17 protein-coding genes are annotated in these 21,045 nt (G+C 68.8%); 11 read left to right on the forward strand and 6 right to left on the reverse strand.

Annotation, left to right across the window (positions count from 1 at the left end):
* Nucleotides 1–45: 45 nt before the first annotated feature.
* The 8 genes from SGFS_RS47920 to SGFS_RS47955 all read left to right on the forward strand — a co-directional run bounded on the left by SGFS_RS47920 (nt 46) and on the right by SGFS_RS47955 (nt 10,259).
* On the forward strand, nt 46–846 hold the full coding sequence (locus SGFS_RS47920; RefSeq protein ID WP_286258976.1) for an HpcH/HpaI aldolase family protein: 801 nt from the start codon (nt 46–48) through the stop codon (nt 844–846).
* 203 nt (nt 847–1,049) lie between these two features.
* The gene (locus SGFS_RS47925; protein WP_286258977.1) at nt 1,050–2,075 is read left to right on the forward strand and encodes a cyclase family protein; all 1,026 of its coding nucleotides are present in this window, start codon (nt 1,050–1,052) and stop codon (nt 2,073–2,075) included.
* 80 nt (nt 2,076–2,155) lie between these two features.
* The gene (locus SGFS_RS47930; RefSeq protein ID WP_286258978.1) at nt 2,156–3,601 is read left to right on the forward strand and encodes an aldehyde dehydrogenase family protein; all 1,446 of its coding nucleotides are present in this window, start codon (nt 2,156–2,158) and stop codon (nt 3,599–3,601) included.
* A gap of 168 nt (nt 3,602–3,769) precedes the next feature.
* Nucleotides 3,770–4,708: an NADP-dependent oxidoreductase gene (locus SGFS_RS47935; RefSeq protein WP_286258980.1), complete on the forward strand. Its 939-nt coding sequence runs from the start codon at nt 3,770–3,772 to the stop codon at nt 4,706–4,708.
* 432 nt (nt 4,709–5,140) lie between these two features.
* Nucleotides 5,141–5,791: a (2Fe-2S)-binding protein gene (locus SGFS_RS47940; RefSeq protein ID WP_286258981.1), complete on the forward strand. Its 651-nt coding sequence runs from the start codon at nt 5,141–5,143 to the stop codon at nt 5,789–5,791.
* A gap of 13 nt (nt 5,792–5,804) precedes the next feature.
* Entirely contained in the window at nt 5,805–6,785 is a 981-nt protein-coding gene (locus tag SGFS_RS47945) for an FAD binding domain-containing protein (protein ID WP_286258983.1), read from the forward strand.
* Nucleotides 6,782–8,980 carry a xanthine dehydrogenase family protein molybdopterin-binding subunit gene (locus SGFS_RS47950; RefSeq protein ID WP_286258984.1) on the forward strand — a complete coding sequence of 733 codons (2,199 nt, stop codon included), beginning with the start codon at nt 6,782–6,784 and terminating at the stop codon, nt 8,978–8,980. Before SGFS_RS47945 ends, SGFS_RS47950 begins: the two co-directional genes overlap by 4 nt.
* 169 nt (nt 8,981–9,149) lie before the next feature.
* Nucleotides 9,150–10,259 (forward strand): XdhC family protein, encoded by a 1,110-nt coding sequence (locus SGFS_RS47955; RefSeq protein ID WP_286258985.1) that lies wholly within the window; start codon nt 9,150–9,152, stop codon nt 10,257–10,259.
* A gap of 710 nt (nt 10,260–10,969) precedes the next feature.
* Here SGFS_RS47955 and SGFS_RS47960 read toward each other — a convergent pair.
* The 4 genes from SGFS_RS47960 to SGFS_RS47975 form a co-directional block, all read right to left on the reverse strand.
* Complete coding sequence (locus tag SGFS_RS47960; protein WP_286258986.1) at nt 10,970–12,001, reverse strand: SMP-30/gluconolactonase/LRE family protein; 1,032 nt, start codon at nt 11,999–12,001, stop codon at nt 10,970–10,972.
* Between the two features lie 390 nt (nt 12,002–12,391).
* Complete coding sequence (locus tag SGFS_RS47965) at nt 12,392–13,084, reverse strand: NADPH-dependent F420 reductase (RefSeq protein WP_286258987.1); 693 nt, start codon at nt 13,082–13,084, stop codon at nt 12,392–12,394.
* A 152-nt stretch (nt 13,085–13,236) separates the two neighbouring features.
* Nucleotides 13,237–13,680 carry an SRPBCC domain-containing protein gene (locus tag SGFS_RS47970; RefSeq protein WP_286258988.1) on the reverse strand — a complete coding sequence of 148 codons (444 nt, stop codon included), beginning with the start codon at nt 13,678–13,680 and terminating at the stop codon, nt 13,237–13,239.
* Between the two features lie 5 nt (nt 13,681–13,685).
* Entirely contained in the window at nt 13,686–14,549 is an 864-nt protein-coding gene (locus SGFS_RS47975) for an NADP-dependent oxidoreductase (RefSeq protein ID WP_350284061.1), read from the reverse strand.
* A 213-nt stretch (nt 14,550–14,762) separates the two neighbouring features.
* On the opposite strand from SGFS_RS47975, the gene SGFS_RS47980 reads away from it, so the two are divergent.
* A complete protein-coding gene (locus SGFS_RS47980; RefSeq protein ID WP_286258990.1) occupies nt 14,763–15,626 on the forward strand; it encodes a LysR family transcriptional regulator in 864 nt (287 codons plus the stop codon).
* A 177-nt stretch (nt 15,627–15,803) separates the two neighbouring features.
* On the opposite strand, the gene SGFS_RS47985 is transcribed toward SGFS_RS47980, so the two are convergent.
* Nucleotides 15,804–18,149 carry a transketolase-like TK C-terminal-containing protein gene (locus SGFS_RS47985; protein ID WP_286258993.1) on the reverse strand — a complete coding sequence of 782 codons (2,346 nt, stop codon included), beginning with the start codon at nt 18,147–18,149 and terminating at the stop codon, nt 15,804–15,806.
* A gap of 430 nt (nt 18,150–18,579) precedes the next feature.
* On the opposite strand from SGFS_RS47985, the gene SGFS_RS47990 reads away from it, so the two are divergent.
* A complete protein-coding gene (locus SGFS_RS47990; RefSeq protein ID WP_286258995.1) occupies nt 18,580–19,170 on the forward strand; it encodes a CoA transferase in 591 nt (196 codons plus the stop codon).
* A 54-nt stretch (nt 19,171–19,224) separates the two neighbouring features.
* Here the strand turns inward: SGFS_RS47990 and SGFS_RS47995 are convergent, their stop codons facing one another.
* Nucleotides 19,225–20,532 (reverse strand): winged helix-turn-helix domain-containing protein, encoded by a 1,308-nt coding sequence (locus tag SGFS_RS47995; RefSeq protein WP_286258996.1) that lies wholly within the window; start codon nt 20,530–20,532, stop codon nt 19,225–19,227.
* A gap of 175 nt (nt 20,533–20,707) precedes the next feature.
* Between SGFS_RS47995 and SGFS_RS48000 the strand changes: the two genes are divergently transcribed.
* The gene (locus SGFS_RS48000) at nt 20,708–21,007 is read left to right on the forward strand and encodes an isochorismatase family protein (protein WP_286258997.1); all 300 of its coding nucleotides are present in this window, start codon (nt 20,708–20,710) and stop codon (nt 21,005–21,007) included.
* The last annotated feature ends 38 nt before the right edge of the window (nt 21,008–21,045 follow it).

Below are 21,045 nucleotides of genomic sequence, written 5' to 3' on the forward strand. Positions count from 1 at the left end.
GGGATACCAAGCGCTCCCATCAGCCATTTCAGAAAGGCCATCGCCGTGGGACGACCTCGCAACATCCGCGCCAAGCTGGAGGCTGGACAACGCGCGTACGGATTCGCGGTGCAGTTCCCCAGCCCTGAACTCGTCGAACTGGGCGCTGCGGCCGGTTACGACTACGTCTGGATCGACGCCGAGCACGGTTCTCTTGATCTCTCGGACCTCCGGGAGATGATCCGCGCCGCCGACGCGTCCGGTATCGACAGCATCGTCCGCGTCCCGGACCACACCCCGTCCTTCATCCAGCGGGTCCTCGACCTCGGCGCAACGGGGATCATGGCCCCGCATGTGCGGACCCTCGAAGAGGCCACCGCACTGGTCGCGTCAGCGAAGTACAGTCCCGTCGGCGTTCGCGGGGCCTGCCCCTTCACGCGATCGGTGAACCACGTCAGCACCGACTGGCCTGCCGACTACACCCGTGCCGACAGGGACGTGCTGGTGTTCGGTCTGATCGAGGACATCGAAGGCGTCGAGAACCTGGAGGCGATCGCTGCCGACTCCGGCCTGGACGCTCTGCTCTGCGGTCCCTTCGACCTGGGACAGGCCCTCGGCCTGGAAGCGGACGTCTCCCATCCGACGGTGCGCGACATGCATGACCGCGTGGTCGAGGCGTGCCGCAAGGCCGGCATCGAGTACGTCACCGCCGGGGTCGCCTGGGAGTTCGGCGCCGAGGCCACGAACGGGTCACGCGTCATCACCGTTGTCGGGGACCGCGGAAGCATCTTCGAAGCGTGGGGCAAGGCCCTGCAGGACGTCCGGAGCACACTCAGCCAATTCCCGCTCCAGGCAATCGCCGACTGATCGCTGTGCCTCTGGCACACACAACAGGCTTCCGCTGCAGGGAGGTTCGTCAGCGACGCCGACGAGTTGCTCGCCTGCCGGCGAATGCCTCACCACGCACATGCTCGCGGTTCAGAACCGCGCATCCCTGAAGTCCGCAGCTCTCCTCCAACGCCTCTGCTCACAGCGCACCCACCCCCTTTTTTCACCTTGCCACAACCGCCATGCGACAGAACGACGTGCACATCCCCGACATGGAAGAGCAACCCGACATGACCGACACCACGGAAGCAATCTCCACCAGCACGATCGAGGGGTTCTTCACCTCTCTTTCCAACTGGGGGAGGTGGGGACAGCACGACCGGCGCGGCACGCTCAACCTCATCACCCCAGAGGTACGCCGCGCCGCGGCCGCGACCGTCCGCACGGGACAGGCCGTTTCGCTCGCTCGCGATATCGACCCGCGCACGCCGGACCCGCTCCACTCCGGCATTTCGAAGGTCGAACGGCACACCCAGGTCGCTGAGGTCGAACACCACCTCGGGATCAAGGCCCGATGGGACGGCGTGGCCGAACACATCACGATCGGGCCTCACGGCGGCAACGCACACCTCGACGGCCTCGGGCACTACCAATGGGACGGAAGGAACTACAACGGTTTCGATGCCGGCGACTCGACCGAGACCGACGGCGCTGTCCACCTCGCGATGCAGCACGCAGCCGACGGCATCATCACCCGTGGTGTTCTCCTGGACATCGCCGCTCTGTTCGAAGCAGACCACGTCGAGCGGGGCTATGCCATCCGCCCCGAGGATCTGCTCGCCGCCGAGAAGCGACAGGGCGTGAGCGTCCGCGCCGGGGACGCACTCCTCATTCACACGGGTAACGCGGCAGCCATCCTCAAGGACGGCCCTCTGTACCGTACGGACACACCCGGTCCGCTGGACAGCGTTCAGACGGGCCTCGACGCCTCCTGCCTGCCTTGGCTGAAGGAGCGGGATGTGGCGGTCATGGGCACAGACGGCATCCACGACGTGCAGCCCCCGCAGCACGAGGATTTCGATTTCGCGCGCCCGATCCACAGTGTCTGCCTCGTGGCGATGGGTCTGTGGCTGATGGACAACCTTGACCTGACCGAGCTGGCTCGCGTATCCGCCGCGGAGCAGCGGTGGGACTTCCTCTTCGCGGCACTGCCCTGGCGGTTCGTGGGTTCGACCTCCAGCCCGCTCAACCCGGTCGCCGTGTTCTGACAACTCCGCAGGGCGGACCAAGACCGAGCGCGTGAATACGTAGATTCACCACAATCCGAATAATTATAAGGAAAACCGTTATGACCACGGCAGAAACATCCTCTTTGCCTCTCGACCAGGCGACGGTCACGATAGACGGAGCAGCCGTCAAGACCACCGGTACTTTCTCGGTGATCAACCCGGCGACCGGAGACGTTTTCGCCCAGGCGCCGTCCGTGACGCCGGAGCAGCTCGATGAGGCGTTCGCCTCCGCACAGCGTGCTTTCACCACCTGGCAGCGCGACGAACCTGCTCGCCGTGCCGCCCTCACTGCCGCCGCCGATGCCATCGACGCGTCCGCCGCGAGTCTGGCGTCACTGCTGACGGCCGAACAGGGCAAGCCGCTGAACCAGTCGCTCGAAGAAATAGGCATCGGCACCACATGGCTTCGCTACTTCGCCGACCTCAAGCTGGCACCGGAAGTCGTCCAGGACGACGACCAAGGCTATGCGGTCGTCAACAGGGTCCCCCTCGGTGTCGTGGCCGCGATCGCGCCCTGGAACTTCCCGCTCAATCTGGCGATATGGAAGATCGCACCCGCGCTTCTGGCCGGGAACACCATGGTGCTCAAGCCGTCGCCCTTCACACCGCTGAGCACGCTGATGATGGGCACGATCCTGAGTGACGTGCTGCCCAAGGGCGTGCTGAACGTCGTATCGGGGCCAGACCCCCTCGGCGCCGCGATGACATCCCACGCGATCCCCCGGAAGATCAGCTTCACCGGATCGACCCCCACCGGCAAGAAGATCGCCGCCGCGGCAGCGAGCGACCTCAAGCGCCTCACCCTGGAACTCGGCGGCAACGATCCCGCCATCGTCCTCGCCGATGCCGATATCACCGCGACCGCCCAGGGGTTGTATGCCTCCTCCTTCTACAACGCGGGACAGATCTGCCTGGCCACCAAGCGCGTGTACGCCCACGAGAGCATCCACGCCGAGCTTGTCGAAGCGATGGCTGACATCGTGAAGTCCGTGCGGGTCGATGCGGGGAACGTTCCCGGGGCGCAACTCGGTCCCCTCAACAACCGGCCGCAGTTCGACCGGGTCAGCGAGCTGGTCTCGGATGCGCTCGCCCACGGTGCGCGCGCCGTTACCGGCGGCAAGCCGCTCGACCGGCCCGGCTTCTTCTACGAGCCCACCATCCTCGACCACGTCACCGACGGCACACGGATCGTCGACGAGGAGCAGTTCGGGCCGGCGCTCCCGATCCTGTCGTTCCGTGACGAGGACGACGCTGTGACCCGAGCCAACGCCTCCGAATTCGGACTCACTGCCTCCGTTTGGTCCGGCGACCTCGACCGCGCCTCCGACCTCGCGGCGCAGATCGACGCAGGGCAGATCTCGATCAACAGCCACGGTGGCGGCGTCCAGCCCAACCTCCCGTTCGGCGGACACAAGCTCAGCGGCATGGGGGTCGAGAACGGCCCGTGGGGCTACTACTCGTTCACCGAGACCCAGGTGATCCATTCGCCGTCCCGCCGGCGTTAGTGCCTGCCCCGACCTCCACACCGCGTGGCGGTCAAGGTGATGTGGGGGACAAGTGGATACGAGTAGGCGCAGTCGGATTCATATCCGACGTCACTCGTGCATTTCCCTCGTCATCAGTCTCCGCGCCTGACACACCCATCAGGTTCACGCTCGTCATAAGGAACATTCATGCTCGCAGCCGTTTACCGTACCCAGGGAAGCCCGGACGTCGTCGAGGTCGTAGACATCGACAAACCTGAGCCGGGTCTGGCGGAGATCCGCATCAAGGTCCAGGCAGCCGCGTTGAACCCGAGCGACGCATCGGCCTGGCGTGGTGGTGGCTTGCTCCCCGCCCCTCCGGAGGGCAGCTTCCACGGACTGGGCTGGGACATCGCCGGCGTCGTCGACGCCGTTGGGCGGGGGGCCAACTGGCAGCCCGGACAGCGGGTCATCGCGTTCAGCCATGCGGTGCCCCCGGGGCTCAACCGGGCGCAGGCCGAGTACGTGGTCGTCCCCACCAATGTGGTCGCGGAGGCACCGGAAGGCGTCGATTCCATCCATGCCTCCACCATCCCGCTGAATGGACTGACCGCAGCCCAATCCGTCGAACTGCTCGGACTGCAGCCGGGCCAAAGCGTGCTCGTGACCGGTGCGGAGGGGGCCGTCGGGGGCTACGCCGTCCAACTCGCCAAGCGGCGGGGATTGGTGGTCATCGCCAGTGACCTCTCCACGGACGGCACGTTCGCCACCGAGGTGGCCGGGGCCGATGCCTACGTGCCCGCCTCGGAATCACCGGTCGATGCTCTCCGCGCGCTGCGCCCCGAGGGTGTCGATGCCGTCCTCGACACGGCCACGCTCGGCCAGGCCGTCATCGGCGCCGTGGTCGACGGAGGCACCTTCGTGACGACCCGGATGGACGCGCTGCCCAAGACGGAGCGGAACATCCGGGTCCGCCTGACGCAGGTGGCTGGGGACGCGTCGATCCTCACGACGCTGTCCGACCTGGCTGCCTCGGGAGAGCTGGCGCTGCGGGTTGCAGAGACCTACCCGCTCCAGGAGGCGGCCAAGGCGCACGCACGCCTGGCCAAGGGCGGGCTGTCGGGCCGCATCGTCCTCACGATGGACTGAGTCCTGCGTAGGGGGAGGCGTCCGTGCCCACAGGGCTTACGCGATGAGCAAGGGCCTGGCCCGTCGCCGGTGCTTCGCACGACAACCGTCGCGGTTTCACGTCGCCACCCTGGAGTGCCGCGAACCGTCTCCGCCCCGCTGGCTGGGGTACCGGCACGTCGTTGACGAACCTGGCCGTCCGGATCGGTGGCGCGGTGCCGCCACGGGTGGACGCCAAACCCTCCATTACCCGTACTCGCGGGCGAGAAGACCAGGGGTGGAACATAGCCCTCCCCTCCACGCTGGTCCCGCTGTCGCAAGACCTTCCCGAGTGCCAAGCCATCGTCGTTGCCAAGGCACGCGGTCGCCCGGTTTCCCGCGGTGACGACGATCCCGCGCCTGCTGTCCCACTGCTGTGTACGACTGATCCGTCTGTGATGCGAAGGCGTACGAATGTCTACTGAACTCCCTGAATCCGCTGTCCCACCCCCTGTCGAATCCGACGACTCCGCCTCTCCACCCACTCGGCGTACCTTCATCGCCACCGGTGCCGCGGTCGGCGGTGCCGTCGTGGCGGGCGGTGTGATCGGGGGAACGGTTTTCGCCGGCGCGGAGGAAGCGAGCGCCGCGGAGACGTCACCCTCCAGCCGGGTCTCGTTGACGGTCAACGGTACGCGCCGGACCGTGACGGTCGACAACCGGACGTCGCTGCTGGACCTGCTGCGTGAACACTTCGAGCTGACCGGTTCGAAGAAGGGCTGCAACGCCGGGGCTTGTGGTGCGTGCACGGTGCTGGTCGACGGGCAGCGGGTCAACTCCTGTCTGACGCTGGCCGTGCGGCTGGAGGGCGCCGAGGTCACCACGATCGAGGGGCTGGCGAAGGGCGACAAACTCCACCCGCTGCAGCAGGCCTTCATCGACGAGGACGCCTTCCAGTGCGGCTACTGCACACCCGGCCAGATCCTCTCCGGAGTCGGATGCATCCAGGAGGGCCACACCGACTCGCCGGAGGAGATCCGGGAGTGGATGAGCGGCAACATCTGCCGCTGCGGCTGTTACGTGAAAATCGTGCGCGCGGTCGAATCGACCGCGGGCCGGAAGTAAGGAGCGGCCCGCCATGCATCCCTTCACCTACACCCGCGTCGCCGACATCCGTGGGGCCCTCAACGCCGGTCGCGCAGGCGGTCGTTACATCGCCGGCGGCACCACTCTGGTCGACCTGATGCGCGAGACCGTCGAGCGCCCCGGCACCCTGGTCGACATAAGTGGTCTGCCGCTGGACGAAGTCACCGTCACCGAGCGCGGGGGCCTGCGGATCGGCGCCCTGGTGACCATGGCCGAGGCCGCCGCCCACTCCAAGGTCCGCACCCTGTATCCCGTCGTCTCACAGGCCCTGGAGCTGAGTGCGTCCGCCCAGCTGCGGAACATGGCCACCATCGGCGGCAACATCATGCAGCGCACCCGCTGCACCTACTTCCGTGACGTGACCGCCGACTGCAACAAGCGCGAGCCCGGCTCCGGTTGTGCCGCGCGGGAGGGCGTCAACCGGACCCACGCCATCCTCGGCACCTCGGATGCCTGCGTGGCCACCCACCCCTCCGACGTGGCCGTGGCCTTCGCGGCCCTGGAGGCACGCGTGCACCTGCTCGGACCGGACGGAAACCGCCAGGTCCCCTTCGCCGACTTCCTACTGCGACCGGGCACCACCCCACAGCGCGAACAGGCCATCAGGCGAGGGGAGTTGATCACGGCGGTGGAGATCCCGGCGCTTCCGCGTCCGCTCAGGTCCGGCTACCTGAAGGTGCGCGACCGGCAGTCGTACGAGTTCGCCCTGACCTCGGCGGCCATCGCCCTGCACGTGCGGGGCGGGGTCATCCGGGAGGCGAAAGTTGCCGCCGGCGGGGTGGGCACCGTGCCATGGAAACTGCCCGCCGTCGAGCGCCACCTTGTCGGTGAGCGTCCCTCGGAGTCGTTGTGGGCAGCCGCTGCCGAGAAGGCGGCGTCCGGCGCCCACCCCCTTCAACAGAACGGATTCAAGGTCGAGTTGTTGAAGCGGACCGTCGAGCGTCAACTGCGCATCGTAGGAGGTACGAAGTGAGCCCCCAGCCACAGACAGCCGTGGGTGCGCCGCTGTCCCGCGTGGACGGCCGGCTCAAGGTCACCGGCAAGGCACTGTTCGCCGCCGAGTTCGACGTCGAGGGGGTCGTGCACGCCGTGATCGTCGACGCGAGCATCGGGCGCGGACGCATCACGTCTCTCGACACCCGCGCCGCACTGGCACACCCGGGTGTGCTGCGGGTGATCAGCCACCGCGACGCGCCGAAGCTGCCGTACCTCGACAACCCCGGCTCGAACAACCCGCCCGGCCGACGGCTCCGCGTCTTCCAGGACGATCTGGTCCTCTTCCACGGGCAGCCCGTCGCCGTCGTCATCGCCACCACCCTGGAGGCCGCGCAGCACGGCGCGGGCCTGGTCGAGGTCGCCTACGAAGCCGAACAGGTTTCGACCGACCTCACCAAGGGCGAGCCGGACGCTCCGACACTCTACGCGCGCGGCGACGCCGAGGCAGGTTTGCGCGACGCGGCCGTACGGCTGGATGTCACTTATCGGATGGCGCGCAACCACCACAATGCGCTGGAGCCGCACGCCACCATCGCCCGCTGGGACGGCGACAAGCTCACCGTGTGGGACAAGACCCAGTGGATCGTCGGCACACAGACCGAACTCTCCACGGTCTTCGACCTCCCCATGGCCTCGGTGCGGGTCATCAACCCGTTCGTCGGCGGCGGTTTTGGCAGCGCTTCGCGCTCCTGGCCGCACACGGTCGTCGCCGCCCTGGCGGCGCGGGAGACGGGCCGTCCGGTCAAGCTCGTGCTCAGCCGCAGGCAGCAGTACTTCGGTACGGGTTACCGGCCCGCCTACGAGTACCGGCTGCGTGTGGGCAGCGACCGGAAGGGCCGACTGGCGGCCATGGCCCACGAGATGGAGCACGAGACCTCGTCGTACGAGAAGTTCTTCGACGGCATCATGACGGCCGGGCAGATGCTCTACAGCATGCCCAACGTGAGCCAGGCGTACCGGACGGTGCCGTTGGACGTGAACACCCCGCTGTGGATGCGTGGTCCGGGCTTCGCCAACTCGTCGTTCGTCATCGAGTCGGCGCTGGACGAGCTCGCGCACAAACTCGGCGTCGACCCCATCGAATTGCGTCGGCGCAACGAACCGAACGAGGACCCGGCGAGCGGGCTGCCATTCTCGACCCGGCGGCTGCGGGAGTGCTACACGGTCGGCGCCCGCGAGTTCGGCTGGCACCGCCGCAACCCCAAGCCCCGCTCGACGCGCGACGGGGACTGGCTGATCGGCAGGGGCATGGCCGCGGGCGTGTACGACGGCGGACGGTTCCAGTCCGAGGCCCGAGCCCGTCTGGATGCCGACGGCACCGCGGTGGTCGAGTCGGCCACCAGTGACATGGGGCCGGGCACGTACACCTCCCAGACCCAGGTCGCCGCCGACGCGCTCGGACTGACCATGCGCACCGTCACCGTCCGGATGGGCGACTCCCTCTATCCGCCGACTCCGCCCCACGGCGGCTCGTTGACCATGGCCAGTGTCGGCTCCGCCGTGCTGGACGCCTGCAACAAGGTCCGGCGTCAGGCCATCGAACTGGCCGTCGGGGACGAGGGATCACCGCTGTACGGCGTGCCGGCCGGCGAGGTCGTGGTGCGGGGCGGCCGGCTGCACGCGAAGAAGGATCCGGCCCGCGGTGAGACGTACCAGCGGTTGCTGGCCCGCAACAACCGCACCCACCTCGCGGCGGACGGCATCTTCACACCGCCCCCGTGGGGCCAGGACCCGCTCTCCGTCTACGTCTACAACGCGACCTTCGCCGAGGTGGCCGTCGACGCGAGGCTCGGCCTGGTACGGGTACGGCGCATGCTCGGCGTGTACGACGCGGGCCGCATCATCAGCCCCAAGCTCGCCGACAGCCAGGCCCTCGGCGGCATGGTCGGCGGCATCGGCCAGGCCCTGCTGGAACACACCGTCACCGACCACCGCGACGGCCGCATCGTCAACGCCAACCTCGCCGACTACCTGGTCCCGGTGAACGCCGACATCACCGACCTCAAGGCGATCTACCTCGACGGCGACGACCAGCAGGCCGACCCGCTCGGCGTCAAGGGTCTGGGCGAACTCGTGTTGATCGGCGTGGCGCCCGCCATTGCCAACGCGGTCTTCAACGCCACCGGCCGCCGCATCCGCGAACTGCCCATCACCGCCGAGGCGTTGCTCTGACCCCTGGTACTCCCTTCCGGGACGTGCCCATCGACCGGGACGGTCCGGCGCCTCTCCCCCGCTGCATCCGGACCTCCCAGGGCCGCCGCCGCTCATACCCCACATGACGCGGCGGCGGCCTGCCCACCTGTTCCCCCACCGTTCTCACAGCGACCCACGGAGAAAGGCCATGCTGAACATCGCGGACACACTGCACCGCTGGTGCCGCGAGGCACGCCCCTTCGCCCTGGCCACCGTCGTCGACGTCACCGGCAGCGCGCCCCTGCCTGTCGGCACCTCGGTCGCCGTGGACGAAGACGGCAATGCCGTCGGCAGCATTTCCGGCGGCTGCGTCGAGGGCGCGGTGTACGAACTGTGCCGACAGGTCCTCCACGACCAGGGACCGCCCCAGCGCGCCTGGTTCGGCTACTCCGACGACGACGCTTTCGCCGTCGGCCTCACCTGCGGCGGTGAACTCGACGTCCTCGTCCAGCACATCGACCCCGCCGACCAACCGCATCTGTACGCGGCCCTCACCGAGGTGACCGCAGGCCGGCCCGCCGCCGTCGCCCAGGTCGTCGACGGTCCCGGCGACCTGATCGGCGCCACCCTGAGCGTTCTCGGCGACAGATGGATCGCCGACGGCGCGCTGGACGAAGGACCCATCGGCCTGACGGTGGCGGACCGGGCCACAGCCCAGCTACGAACCGGCCGCACCGCCCTCGTGCCGCTCGGCGGTGACGCCGACACCTGCCCCGACCAGCTGTCCGTCCTCGTCCACGTGGCGGCCAGCCGCCCTCGCATGCTGATCTTCGGCGCCGTCGACTTCGCCGCCTCCCTCAGCCAGACCGGCCACTTCCTCGGCTATCGCGTCACCGTCTGCGACGCCCGGCCCGTCTTCGCCACCGCCGCGCGCTTCCCGTACGCCGACGAGGTCGTCGTCGACTGGCCCCACCGCTACCTGGAACGCGCGACCGTGGACGAGCGCACCGCCGTCTGCGTCCTCACCCACGACGCCAAGTTCGACATCCCCCTGCTCCAGCTCGCCCTCGGCCTGCCCGTGGGCTACATCGGCGCCATGGGCTCCCGCCGCACGCACGACGAACGCCACCGGCTCCTGCGCGAAGCCGACGTCAGCGACGAGCAATTGACCCGGCTGCGCTCCCCGATCGGCCTCGACCTCGGCGCCCGTACCCCCGAGGAGACAGCGATCTCCATCACCGCCGAGATCATCGCCCACACCAACCGCGCCGGCGGCCTGCCCCTGTCTCTACGCACCGGCCCGATTCACCAGAGGTAGTCGACGGCTACGGCCCTTCCTGGTCAACGGCCGTCGTGGAACGAACCGATCCCGCACTCGCTGCCCGACTCCGGCCCATGCTCGCAGAACTCCTGACTGAGGTGGGTCAGCGGCCGAGTCTCGAAAAGAGGATCAGGCAGGCATCACGAACGCTTCTGCCTTCGACCAACTCGCCATCTCCGGCGCCGACCTGCGCCTTCGGTCCACAGCCCAGTGCGCTCCAGCCCCGGCCCGGCAGCTCACCCACGCCCCCGGACCGGCCCACCATTTGCGGGACGACCCACAGCGACAGACGACAGGCAGAAGGTGACCCGGAAGCCGTGGACGACGACTGAAAGCTTCCTCATCTCACGAGTCGAGCGTCAAGAACCGCTCTTCCCGGTCCCGACACACTGATGACGCACCAACCTGATGACCTTGCTTGCTCACGCCACTGTTCCTCCGTGAGGTCCAGCAGCGACGTCACCCCGGCCATCCTGGCGGACCGGACGGCCTGCATCACGTAGCGGGTAGGGATGGTGCGGCCGTGGGCGTCGGCCCGGCATGCAGCCCGTACTGAAACTCCAGCGTCATCTGCGGGGACAGGCCGCGAAGGTCGGCCGCGGCCTGTCCGTTCAACTCGCAGTCCACCACGAACTGTTCGACGCCCGGGCGGCCCGCGTTCCTCGTTGCTCACGCCGCGACTCGGCGGCGAGTACCGCCTCGCACAGTCAGCGGCGATGCAGCTGGAACTGGCCGGGCGTGGACGAGGGGAAGCCGGTGAGCATCTCCCGGAGCCCGCCGCTGATGACGTAGTCGCCGTACGGGGTGACGGCGACCGTCGTGGGCTCCTGGAACGGCCAGGTCTGGTCCCGCACCGTGTGCGCGGTGCGCCAGCCGTCGGTGGACCGCAGCACCAGGACGGCCTCCCGGCCCTGACTTTCGTCGGGCAGCGCCAGGTCGTTGGCCACGACGACCAGCGAGCCGTCCGGGCGCAGGGCGATGCCGTCGATGGAGGCCGGCGCGCGGTCCAGACGGACCTCGCTGACCATCGGCCGCGCCGAACGGGGGCGGTCGATGCGGAAGAGCCGACCGCCGTCGTACTTGCCCATGAGGAGGAATCCGGCCGGGTGCTGGACGATGCCGTTCGGGCCGCTGCCATCGGTGCGGAAGCGGTCGTCCCGGATGACATGCAAAACGTTGCCGTCGCGGCTCACCGAGTTGAGCGTGTCGACCACGGGGTCGGTGACGTGGATGGTGCCGTCGACGTCGACGGTGACGTCGTTGGCGCTCGTCTGAGCCTGTCCGTCGGAGAGGTCGACCAGGTGCCGTACGGCACCGGTGGCCAGATCGAAGACACCGACCCCGGACACCGGCGGTAGTGAAGGATCCACGGTGCGCATCCGTCGGAAGAAGTGGTCGCTGTAGGCGGCCACCACCTGGCGGCCGGGCACGTCCACCGTGATGCCGAACACCGACACCTGAGCGAACGGGGCCACCAGCGGGGTGACCGATCCGTCCGCCCGGACCACCGAGATCGTGCCCTGCGCGACCGACCCAACCAGGAACGCCTTTCGCGTGGGGTCCCAGGCGACGCCCTCCGGGAACACTCCCGGGGCGCTGACGGTGAGGGTCTGCGGCAGCGAAGAACGGGCGGAGGCGGCCGACGCCGGCAGGGGGGTGGCGGCGAGCGTGGCGCCCACAGTTACCGCGGTAGCGAGCTTCAGCAGGTTCCGGCGGGAGGCCGGGACTGACGCGCTCAAGGTGTGCTCCTTCATATGGTGATGACGTCTTGCGCTGACCGGGGACGAACGTTCCGGGCTCGGACAGGGGGTGCAGCGAGGTGGGGACTCACAGGCTCAGGCGGATCGACGCACTCTCCGACAGCCAGTGGTTTGAACTCGGCTTCCTGCCCAAGAAGGACGAGGGGCGGATTGCGGTCGGGCATGGCGGGGCCTCCGTAGCATTGCGCTGTGAGGCAGCCGACGGGCGCTGGGAGAGGAGCGTCAGGCGGGCCATGTCGGTACCGGTGTCGGACCCAGACGGACACTGTTGCTGTTGGAGGTGTCCTTGGCGTGGGTACTGGCTGATCGTCGGCATCTCCTCCGGGCCCGGCGGCCGGTCTCGGTGCGTGGGGTCTGGCCCGTTCCTTCTCAGGGCTTGCTGCGTGCCTGTTCCAGGGCCGTACGAATCTCCTCGGTGTCGGCCCGCTTCCCCGGGTCCCGGAAAAAGGGCAGCCGGGGGTCGGACAGGTAGGGGAGGACGTAGGCGGGGCTGCCCTCCTGGATGCGCCAGCTCTCCGTCGTGGCGCCGACGTCGACCGTGTCGTAGCCCAGGCGGTCGAGCAGCGCGGTGACGGACTTTTTGGCCGCGTCGTCGTCGCCGGCGATCGGGAGCGCGCTGCGGTCGGGGGATCCGGTGGGGCGGGCGAGGGAGACGAGGTGTTCGAAGTAGATGGTGTTGAACGTCTTGACCGTCCGTGCTCCCGGCACGTACCGCTGGAACAGCTCTCCCGCGGTCAGGCTGCCCGTCTCCAGTTCGGCGATGACGCCGTCCCGCATCCGGTAGTAGTTGTTCGTGTCGATGACGGTCTTCCCAGCCAGGGCGTGCGCGGGCAGGTGGGGTACGGCGCTGAAGGGGACGGCGACGACCGTCCAGTCGCCGGCCTCTGCGGCCTCTGCCGGAGTGGCCGCACGCGCCCGGGGGCCGAGGCGGTCGGTGAGGCCTCGCAGGGTCTGGGGACCGCGAGAGTTGCTGAGCACCACGTCGATTCCCGCGTTGACGGCCAGGCGTGCGACCGCGCCGCCGATGTTGCCGCTTCCGATGATGCCGAGCGTGTGGTTCATTGCTGTTCCTTGTGGTGATGGCCTTCGTCTTTGGACGGACCTCTCGGCGCCCGCAGACCGTGGCGGGGTGTGTAACTGCGGTCTGCGGGCGTGGACGTGGACGTGTTCCGGCATGTGGACGGGATGTCCGTAGTGTGGGTTGCGCGGGGTGGTCAGTGCCCGGAAAGGAGTCGTTCCTTCAGAGCACTGCCGTAGCTCGCGTAGCGCTCCTCCATTTGAGGCCGGGCGGACTCCACGGTCTCCACGGCTGCCGGGCCGGTGAACTCCTCGGATTCCGTGAATCGCGTTCCGCCGTCATGCGGGTCGAGGAGGAAGGAGTGCTGACCCATGAGGACGTCGGGAATGCCGCCTTCCCAGGCAAGCCGTCGCGGCGCCTCGTAGTGGAGGACCGTGAAACTGTATTCCCCGTCGATTTCGGTTCCCAGTGACACCTTGGCCCGCAGCTGGCTTCCGGGAAGGATTTCGGTGGGGACATCGACGAAACTCAGTGAGGGGTGCCATTGCGCGTATCCGGCGAAGTCGGTCAGTTCCTTCCATACGTCTTCGGGGGGAGAGGCGATTTCGGTGACCGCGGTGATGACTGGATTGTTGTTCATATTTGTCATGCTTCCTTGTGGTTTTCCAGGATGATCTTGCCGTGGGTGTGGCCGCCGGCCAGCTGCCGCTGGGCCTGCGCGGCCTGGTCGAGGGGGAAGGTCCGGTCGATGTGGACGGTGAGCTTGCCCTCTTCGGCGAGTTCCACCAGCCGGGTCAGGTCGTCGCCGTCGAGGTGGAGGTAGACGTCGATGGCCCCCGCGTACTCGGCGGCGGACCGCGTGATGGAAGCGACCCGCGCCCCGAGGGCGGCGACTTCCTTCGTCGTGGACAGGGAGCCGCGTCCGGCGGTGTCGAGGACCGCGTCGACCCCGCCCGGGGCGATCTTGTGCACCTGCTCGACCAGTTCGTCGCCGTAGCGCACCGGCGTCGCGCCCAAGGACTCGATGAACTCCTGGCTGGCCTCGGAGCCGGTCCCGATCACCCGCGCGCCGCGCGCGACGGCGATCTGGACGGCGAGGTGTCCCACGCCGCCCGCCGCGCCGTGCACCAGCACGGTGTCACCGGCGGTCACCTCGAGGCTGTGCACGATGGCCTGGTAGGCGGTGAGCCCGGCGACCGGCAGCCCGGCGGCCTGCGCCCAGCTCAGGTTCCTCGGCTTGCGCACCAGTTGGCGCGGTTCGGCCGAGATCTTCTCTGCGTAGGTGCCGTAGTGCATGGCCTGGCCGCGCACGTACCCGATCACCTCGTCGCCCGGCCGGAATCCTGCCACGGCGGGTCCGGCCTGCTCGACGACCCCGGCGAGGTCCCATCCGGGGGTCACCGGAAAGAGAGAGTCCATGACGGGATCCGCGTGTCCGCCCTGGAACGCCAGATCCGCCGGGTTGAGGGCAGCGGCCTCGATCCTCACCAGAACGAGATCGGCGAACATCTTCGGATCCGGAACCTCGACAACCTCAAGGACCTCGGGCCCACCGAAACTCTGGTACTGAACAGCCTTCACAGCTCTGCCTCTCGTGATGCGTGCGGGTCGGCACGGCGTAGGCACCTCATCCGGCGGGGGCCGGGGGGCGCACCACCAAGCTGACCAGGGCCTCAGTGGCGGAGCAATGACTGTCTGGGCAACAGGTAATACCTTGGAAGCATGAATCATCTGGAGACCCGGGAACTCACCTACTTCGTGGCCGTGGCCGAGACGCTGCACTTCAGCCAGGCGGCGGAGAACCTCGGCATCACCCAGCCGCCCCTGTCCCGCGCCATCGCCCATCTGGAGAGGCGCGTGGGCGTCCCCCTCCTGGAACGCACCACACGACAGGTGAGGCTGACGGAAGCGGGCGAGGTCTTCCTGACCGAGTGCCGCACGATCCTGGCGGCGATGGACACCGCCGTACGCAAGGCGCGCAAAGCCGCCGGGCAGCAACGGGTCACCATCGCGACACGCCCCGCAGCCGCCCCCGGCATCCTGCCCGCCCTGCTCGCCGCCGACGCCCAGGGCCCGGACGGCGTGCTCACCGACGTCGTGTTCACCTACGACGAGATCGGCGCCCTTCGGGACGGCACCGCCGACGTCGCCCTCATGTGCCAGTCGGTTGCCGTCCCCGGTGTTGAACTGATGGAGCTCGGCCCGGAGGAACCGGTCGTCCTGCTCCCGGCGGGCCACCCCCTGGCCGACCGCCCGTTTTTGACACTCACCGAGGTTCAGGCGCTGCCGGGCTACGAGGCGCAACTGCCCAACGAGGCGCTGGACACCATGGTCGACCGCGTCGCCCTCGGCCGGCTCGCGGTCGTCGTGGGCGACAGCGTCCGCGACCGCCTCGGCAGATCCGTACGAGCAGTGCCCGTCTACGGGTACCCGGTCACCCAACTGGTGCTGGCCTGGCTCCCGGACGCGCGCCCGGCCGCGTCCCGTCTCACCGCGACCGCCCACGCCGTGATGGAACGACGCACGCCGCGACCCCCAGTGCTGGCGAGCACGGACCACGGGGGCTCGGCCGACGTAAGAAAGTGAGTGAAGACGGCGAGCTTGAGCGGCCGACAGGGTGGCCGGCTACGTCGTCGGCGGCGCCGTGGTGCTCGATGGCCGCGCGCACCGCTACGCCTGGAGGCTACGTCGTTCTCACGGATGTGGAACCGCCGGCCGAGTGCCGGGCAGGACAGGGATCGGCCAGCGGTTGACCCGGGTTTTTCAGTCGATGAGATCGAGGGCGGCCCGTACGACGCTGTCGGTGTCGATGCCGTGGTAGCGGTACACGTCCTCGAGTGATCCCGACTGGCCGAAACGGCTCACACCCAGCGTCGTCACCGGCACGTTGTTGACCATGCCCAGGAAGGCCAGCGTGTGTGGGTGCCCGTCGACCAGGGTGACCAGGGGCGTCGCCTGCTCGGCCGGGAAGACCTGGTCGAGAATCCAGGTGGGGGCCTCCTCCTGGCCCCGCCTGCCCCGCAGGGCCCGGAAAAGGAGGTCCGGGCTGGTCACGCAGACCACGTCGGCCTGATGCCCGAGTGCGGCGAGGCGGTCGGCGGCGGCCAGCGCCTCAGGGACCAGGGCGCCCATGACGGCGAAGGTGACCACGGGCCGGTCGCTCTGCCGCAGTGTGTAGGCACCGGCGACCGTCTGACGGCGTCGCCGCTCGCGTGCGGCCGGGTCGGTGGGGACTGCGGCCAGGCTCTGGTCCACCGGTCGGGTGGACAGCCGCAGATAGGCCGAACTGCCGTCAGGCTTACCGAGGTTGGACAGGGCCGCCAGCAGGCACCACTCGGTGTCGATCCCGAACGCGGGCTCGTACGAGACGCACCCGGGCTGTTCAATGCCCAGCGACGGGGTGGTGATCGACTGGTGGGCGCCGCCTTCGGAGGCGAGAGTGACGCCGGAGGGGGTGCCGACCAGGATGGACTGGCCGCCGGCGTAGATGCCGAACGACCAGGGTTCCAGGGCCCGGTTGACGAAGGGGTCGTAGACGACGCCGATGGGGAGCAGCGGCTGTCCCCAGCGGCTCCAGGTGGCGCCCAGCTCGCCGAGCAGCCCGACCAGGTTCGTCTCGGCGATGCCCAGCTCCACGTGCTGGCCGGAGGGTTTCTCCCGCCAGTGGAGGATCGTCTCGGCGTCGTCGGCGAACCAGTCGGTGCGCTCGGCGGGCGACCAGACCCCCACTTTGTTGAGCCAGCCGCCCAGGTTGGTGGACGAACTGACGTCCGGGCTCACCGTGACGATCCGGCCTGCCGCCTCCGGGGCCTTGCGGGTCAGGTCCAGCAGCACACGCCCCAGGGCCTGCTGGGTGTTGCCGGTGCCGCCAGGAGCGGGCCGGCCGAGGTCGGAGGGGACTGCGGGTGGAGCCAGCGCCTCCTGATGGGGCCTGCGCAGTCGCTCGGCCGAGGCAGTGCATAGCGCCGCCTCCGCGGACCCCGCGGGGAAATCCGACCAGGGATGGCCGGGATCCTCGCCCAGGCGGGTGGCGAGTTCTGCCATCTGATCGCCGGTGAGGAGGGCGGAGTGGTTCTGCGGATGGCCCTCCGTGGGCAGACCGTGGCCCTTCACCGTGTAGGCGAAGATCACGGTCGGGCGGGTGTCGTCGATGTTGTCGTAGGCGTCCAGCAGGGCTCCGAGATCGTGGCCGCCGAGGTTGCGGACCGCGCTGTGCAGGGTGTCGTCGTCGACGTCCGAGATCAGTTGGGCGATGGGTTCGGAACCCGTTCCCGGGCCGGGCAGCCGGTCGCGCAGCTGCTGCGGGGTGCAGCGCAGCAGCCGCTGGTACTCGGGGTTTTCCATGGTGTCCAGACGCAGGCGCAGCTCGACGCCGCCGGGCCGGGCGAAGAGTTCGTCCAGGAGCCGGCCGTACTTGAGGGTCAGGACCTGCCAGCCGGCCGCGATGAACATGCCGCGAAGCCGTTCCGCCGCCGGGCCGGGCACCACGCGGTCGAGTGACTGCCGGTTGAGGTCGACGACCCAGACGATCTCGCCCAGTCCTGCCACGGTGGGATCCTGTACGGCCTCCCAGATGGCGCCCTCGTCCAGTTCCGCGTCGCCGAGCAGCGAGTACTGCCGGCCGCCGCCCGTGCCGACGAAGCGCCCGTCGACGTAGCGCCGGGCGATGGCACCCCATACAGGCGCGGTCGCCCCGATGCCCACCGACCCGGTCGAGTAGTCGACGGGATCGGGGTCCTTGGAACGGCTGGGGTAGCTCTGCAGACCGCCGAAGGAGCGCAGCTCGGTGAGGTACGACGGGTCGAGCTCACCGAGCAGGTAGTTGATGGCGTGCAGGACGGGAGAGGCGTGCGGCTTGACCGACACCCGGTCGTGCCGGGTGAGTTCGTGGAACCACAGAGCGGTCATGATGGACGTCATCGAAGCGCTGGACGCCTGATGGCCACCGACCTTGAGCCCCGATGGGTTGGGCCGCACCCGATTGGCGTGATCGATGATGGCGGTCGAGAGCCACAGAACACGGCGCTCGATGTTGCCGAGCAGGCGCAAGACCTCCTGGCGCGCAGCGTCCCGAATCTCCGGATCCGTCGCAGTGACACCACTGACCATGACGTGCCTCCCTGTTGACCCCGATCGCGAAGCAACGTATGCCGCATCACATGTCGGTGAGATGCCGAACCACCAGCCTTCAGCCGCGACGACCGGCTCCGACCAGTTCGACGCGATCTTCGAGCCGTACTGGGGCAAGTACGACATCAGCGAGGACGTGGAGCCGCAGGACCAGCTGCTCGATCAAAGGTCGAGCACCATCGCATCCGCGCCGCACGCGAGCGCCTTGTCGCCCCGGTCGGGGCGGTTGCCATGCACCAAAAGGAATGTTCGGGCGTTGAGCAGACGGTCGGCGAAGCGCACGGCGTCCTCCTCACGGCGATCGGCCCCGGCGCGTGACCGTGCATCGTCTGGGGGAGAATGCATGCTGGCCCTGGCGGACGGACGCCCTGCCCATGACGTGCGGGTCCGATGATGAGGAAAGGCAGGCGTGGTGGTGACGACTCCGGCGGCTACCGCGTCGCCTCACTGGTTGACCCCGAGTACGGCGGAACACCCCCAGCGCGCGGGAACCAGCCACGCCGCGATCGCGCCGTACGGCACGTTCGTCGCCGGCGACGGCACCGAGATCGTTCTCTCGGTTCAGAACGAACGTGAATGGGTCTCCTGCTGCCGGACCGTGCTTGACCGCCCCGAGTTGGCAAGCGACGGGCGATTCGACAGCGGCAGCCGACGGGTGGTGAACCGCCGCGTCCTGGAAGAGATTTTTGCTGATGTCTTCTCCGGCTTGACCGGTGAACAGCTCGAACAGCGCCTCACCGAAGCGCGGATCGCCCATGCCCGGCAGCGCGATGTCGGAGAGATCGGTGTGCACCCTCAACTCGTGGCCCGGGACCGACTGACCGAGGTGCAGTCCCCGGTGGGTCCGTTGACTGCCGTGCGGCCGGTCATCGGCCTGGAGGGACGTTCATCGCGCATGGACCCGATTCCCGCACTTGGAGAGCACACGGACGCCATCCTGGAGGAGCTGGGATATGACGGTCCGGCGCGGGGTCGTTTGCACGCCGAATCCGCCGTGTGAGGCAGCTCAAACAACCTCACTGCCTCGCGCACCGGTTTCGCGGCCGGCGCGGTGTCAGGGCCTCGCTCCCTCGATCTCGCGCATCGCGCGTCGAGCCGCCGACTCGGCGGCGTAGACCGAGCACAATGCTCGAAGGACGGCTATCGCGGCCGGTCCGTGTGGAGTGCTGGTTCGCCTCAGTATGCCGAGGCAGCCTTCGATGCGGCCGCTCCGCCCGATGGGAACGAATAGGCAGGACATGGGTTTCTCGCTCTGCAGGAGCCAGTAGGTCCCACGGTGGTGCCGTGCGGACAGCTTCGTCAGCTGGACCGGAGCGGCGGTCTGTACCGCGTGCACGCTGGCGTAGCCGTCTCCCGGCCGAACTCCGGGCGCCACCCGGGAGACCCACTCCTCGGAAAGGCCGCGGTGGGCGACCAGTCGGAGCACGTCGCCGTCCACCTGGTGCACGCCGGCTCCGTCGGCAAGCCCGCGCTCGAGCAGTGCCTCCACCAGAGCAGTGGCCAAACCGTGCTCGTCGCCCGGGGCGGCGAGTTGCTCGGCGATCTCGGCGATGGCGTCGATGTGGTCCGCCTGCTCGCCTGCGGCGGCCAGATTGACGCGGTCCTCGTCGGGAATCTCCAGCACGGGGAGTGCGAACCTGTAGCCGTATCCCCGGACCGACGCGATCATGGTCGAGTGGCGGGCGTCGTCACCGAGTTTCGCGCGCAGCCTGCCCACGCAGATTCGCAGCGTGTTCAGGCCGTCCGGCCCCCCACCGCGGCCCCACACGCGCAGCAGGATCGCGCCCGGGGCCAGTGTCCCCTCGGCATTGCGCATGAGGAGGGCGAGCAGATCGAACTCGGTCGAGGTCAGGTGGACCTCTGTGTTGTCCCGACGAACAGTTCGCTGCCACAGGTCCACCCGTAGCGGCCCCGCAGCCAGGTATCGCGTGCCGGGGCCGAGCTGCTCCGTCGAACGGCGCATCACCGCGTAGGTGCGAGACAGGAGCTCTTCGTCCGGAAGGCCGGTGGGGAGAACCGCGTCCGCGCCGGCCCTGACAAGCGCCAGTACGTCTGCCGAATCCAGGTCTCCGACGACGACAAGCGGACGCGACGTGCTCCCTCGGACAGCGGCTGCGGCGTGCTCCGTCCAGGCCGCATCCGCGGCGCTGATCACGACTGCCGAGGGCCGGCGCACAGAGGCGGACCACGCCAGGCGTTCCTCGCCGATCTGCTCGACTGCCGCCCATCCGAACCGCCGGCACGCCCGGCGCAGGTCGGCGAGCCCTGCATCGTCCGGTGTCCGGGCGACCACGAGCACCGGAGAGGCTGGGGCAGGACGGGCCCCGGACGAAACCGAGAGCCGTTCGCGTGTCACGACCATGGGCACATCCTTGTGCGGCAAGTGTGAGTCGACCGCACAATCGTACGACCTCGGCGTTGGGAGTGACGGCCCTGCGCGGCCCGTGATTTCGACATTCGACCGACATGCGGCGCTCCCTACCGTGGCCACAGCGCTCGACACGATGTTGTGCTGACGACGGAGGGACCCGCCCACGATGGACATCGACCGGACCCGAACCGCGGTTCTGGGGCTGCATCGGCTCCACGACATCGTCGCCCCCGGTGTCGCGACCGACGTCACCGTCGAGAGCGCGGCCCGGCACGCTGACGACCTCGGCTGCCGCACCACCGTCCTGGCCGCCGGCACGAGCGCGGCGTCGCTGGATGCACGCCAGGCTGCCCTCGACGTCATGGGCCTGCCCGGGGAGGTGGCTTCCTCGGCGATCGTCCTGGCCGCGTTCGGTCAGGACGATCGGCTCCATTCCTGTTCCGCGACACTCGAGGAGGTCCGGTGACGAAGGACGCGACTCCGGGTACCGGTGGCTGTCCGGTT

It is taken from the genome of Streptomyces graminofaciens (assembly GCF_030294945.1).
Lineage (GTDB): Bacteria > Actinomycetota > Actinomycetes > Streptomycetales > Streptomycetaceae > Streptomyces > Streptomyces graminofaciens.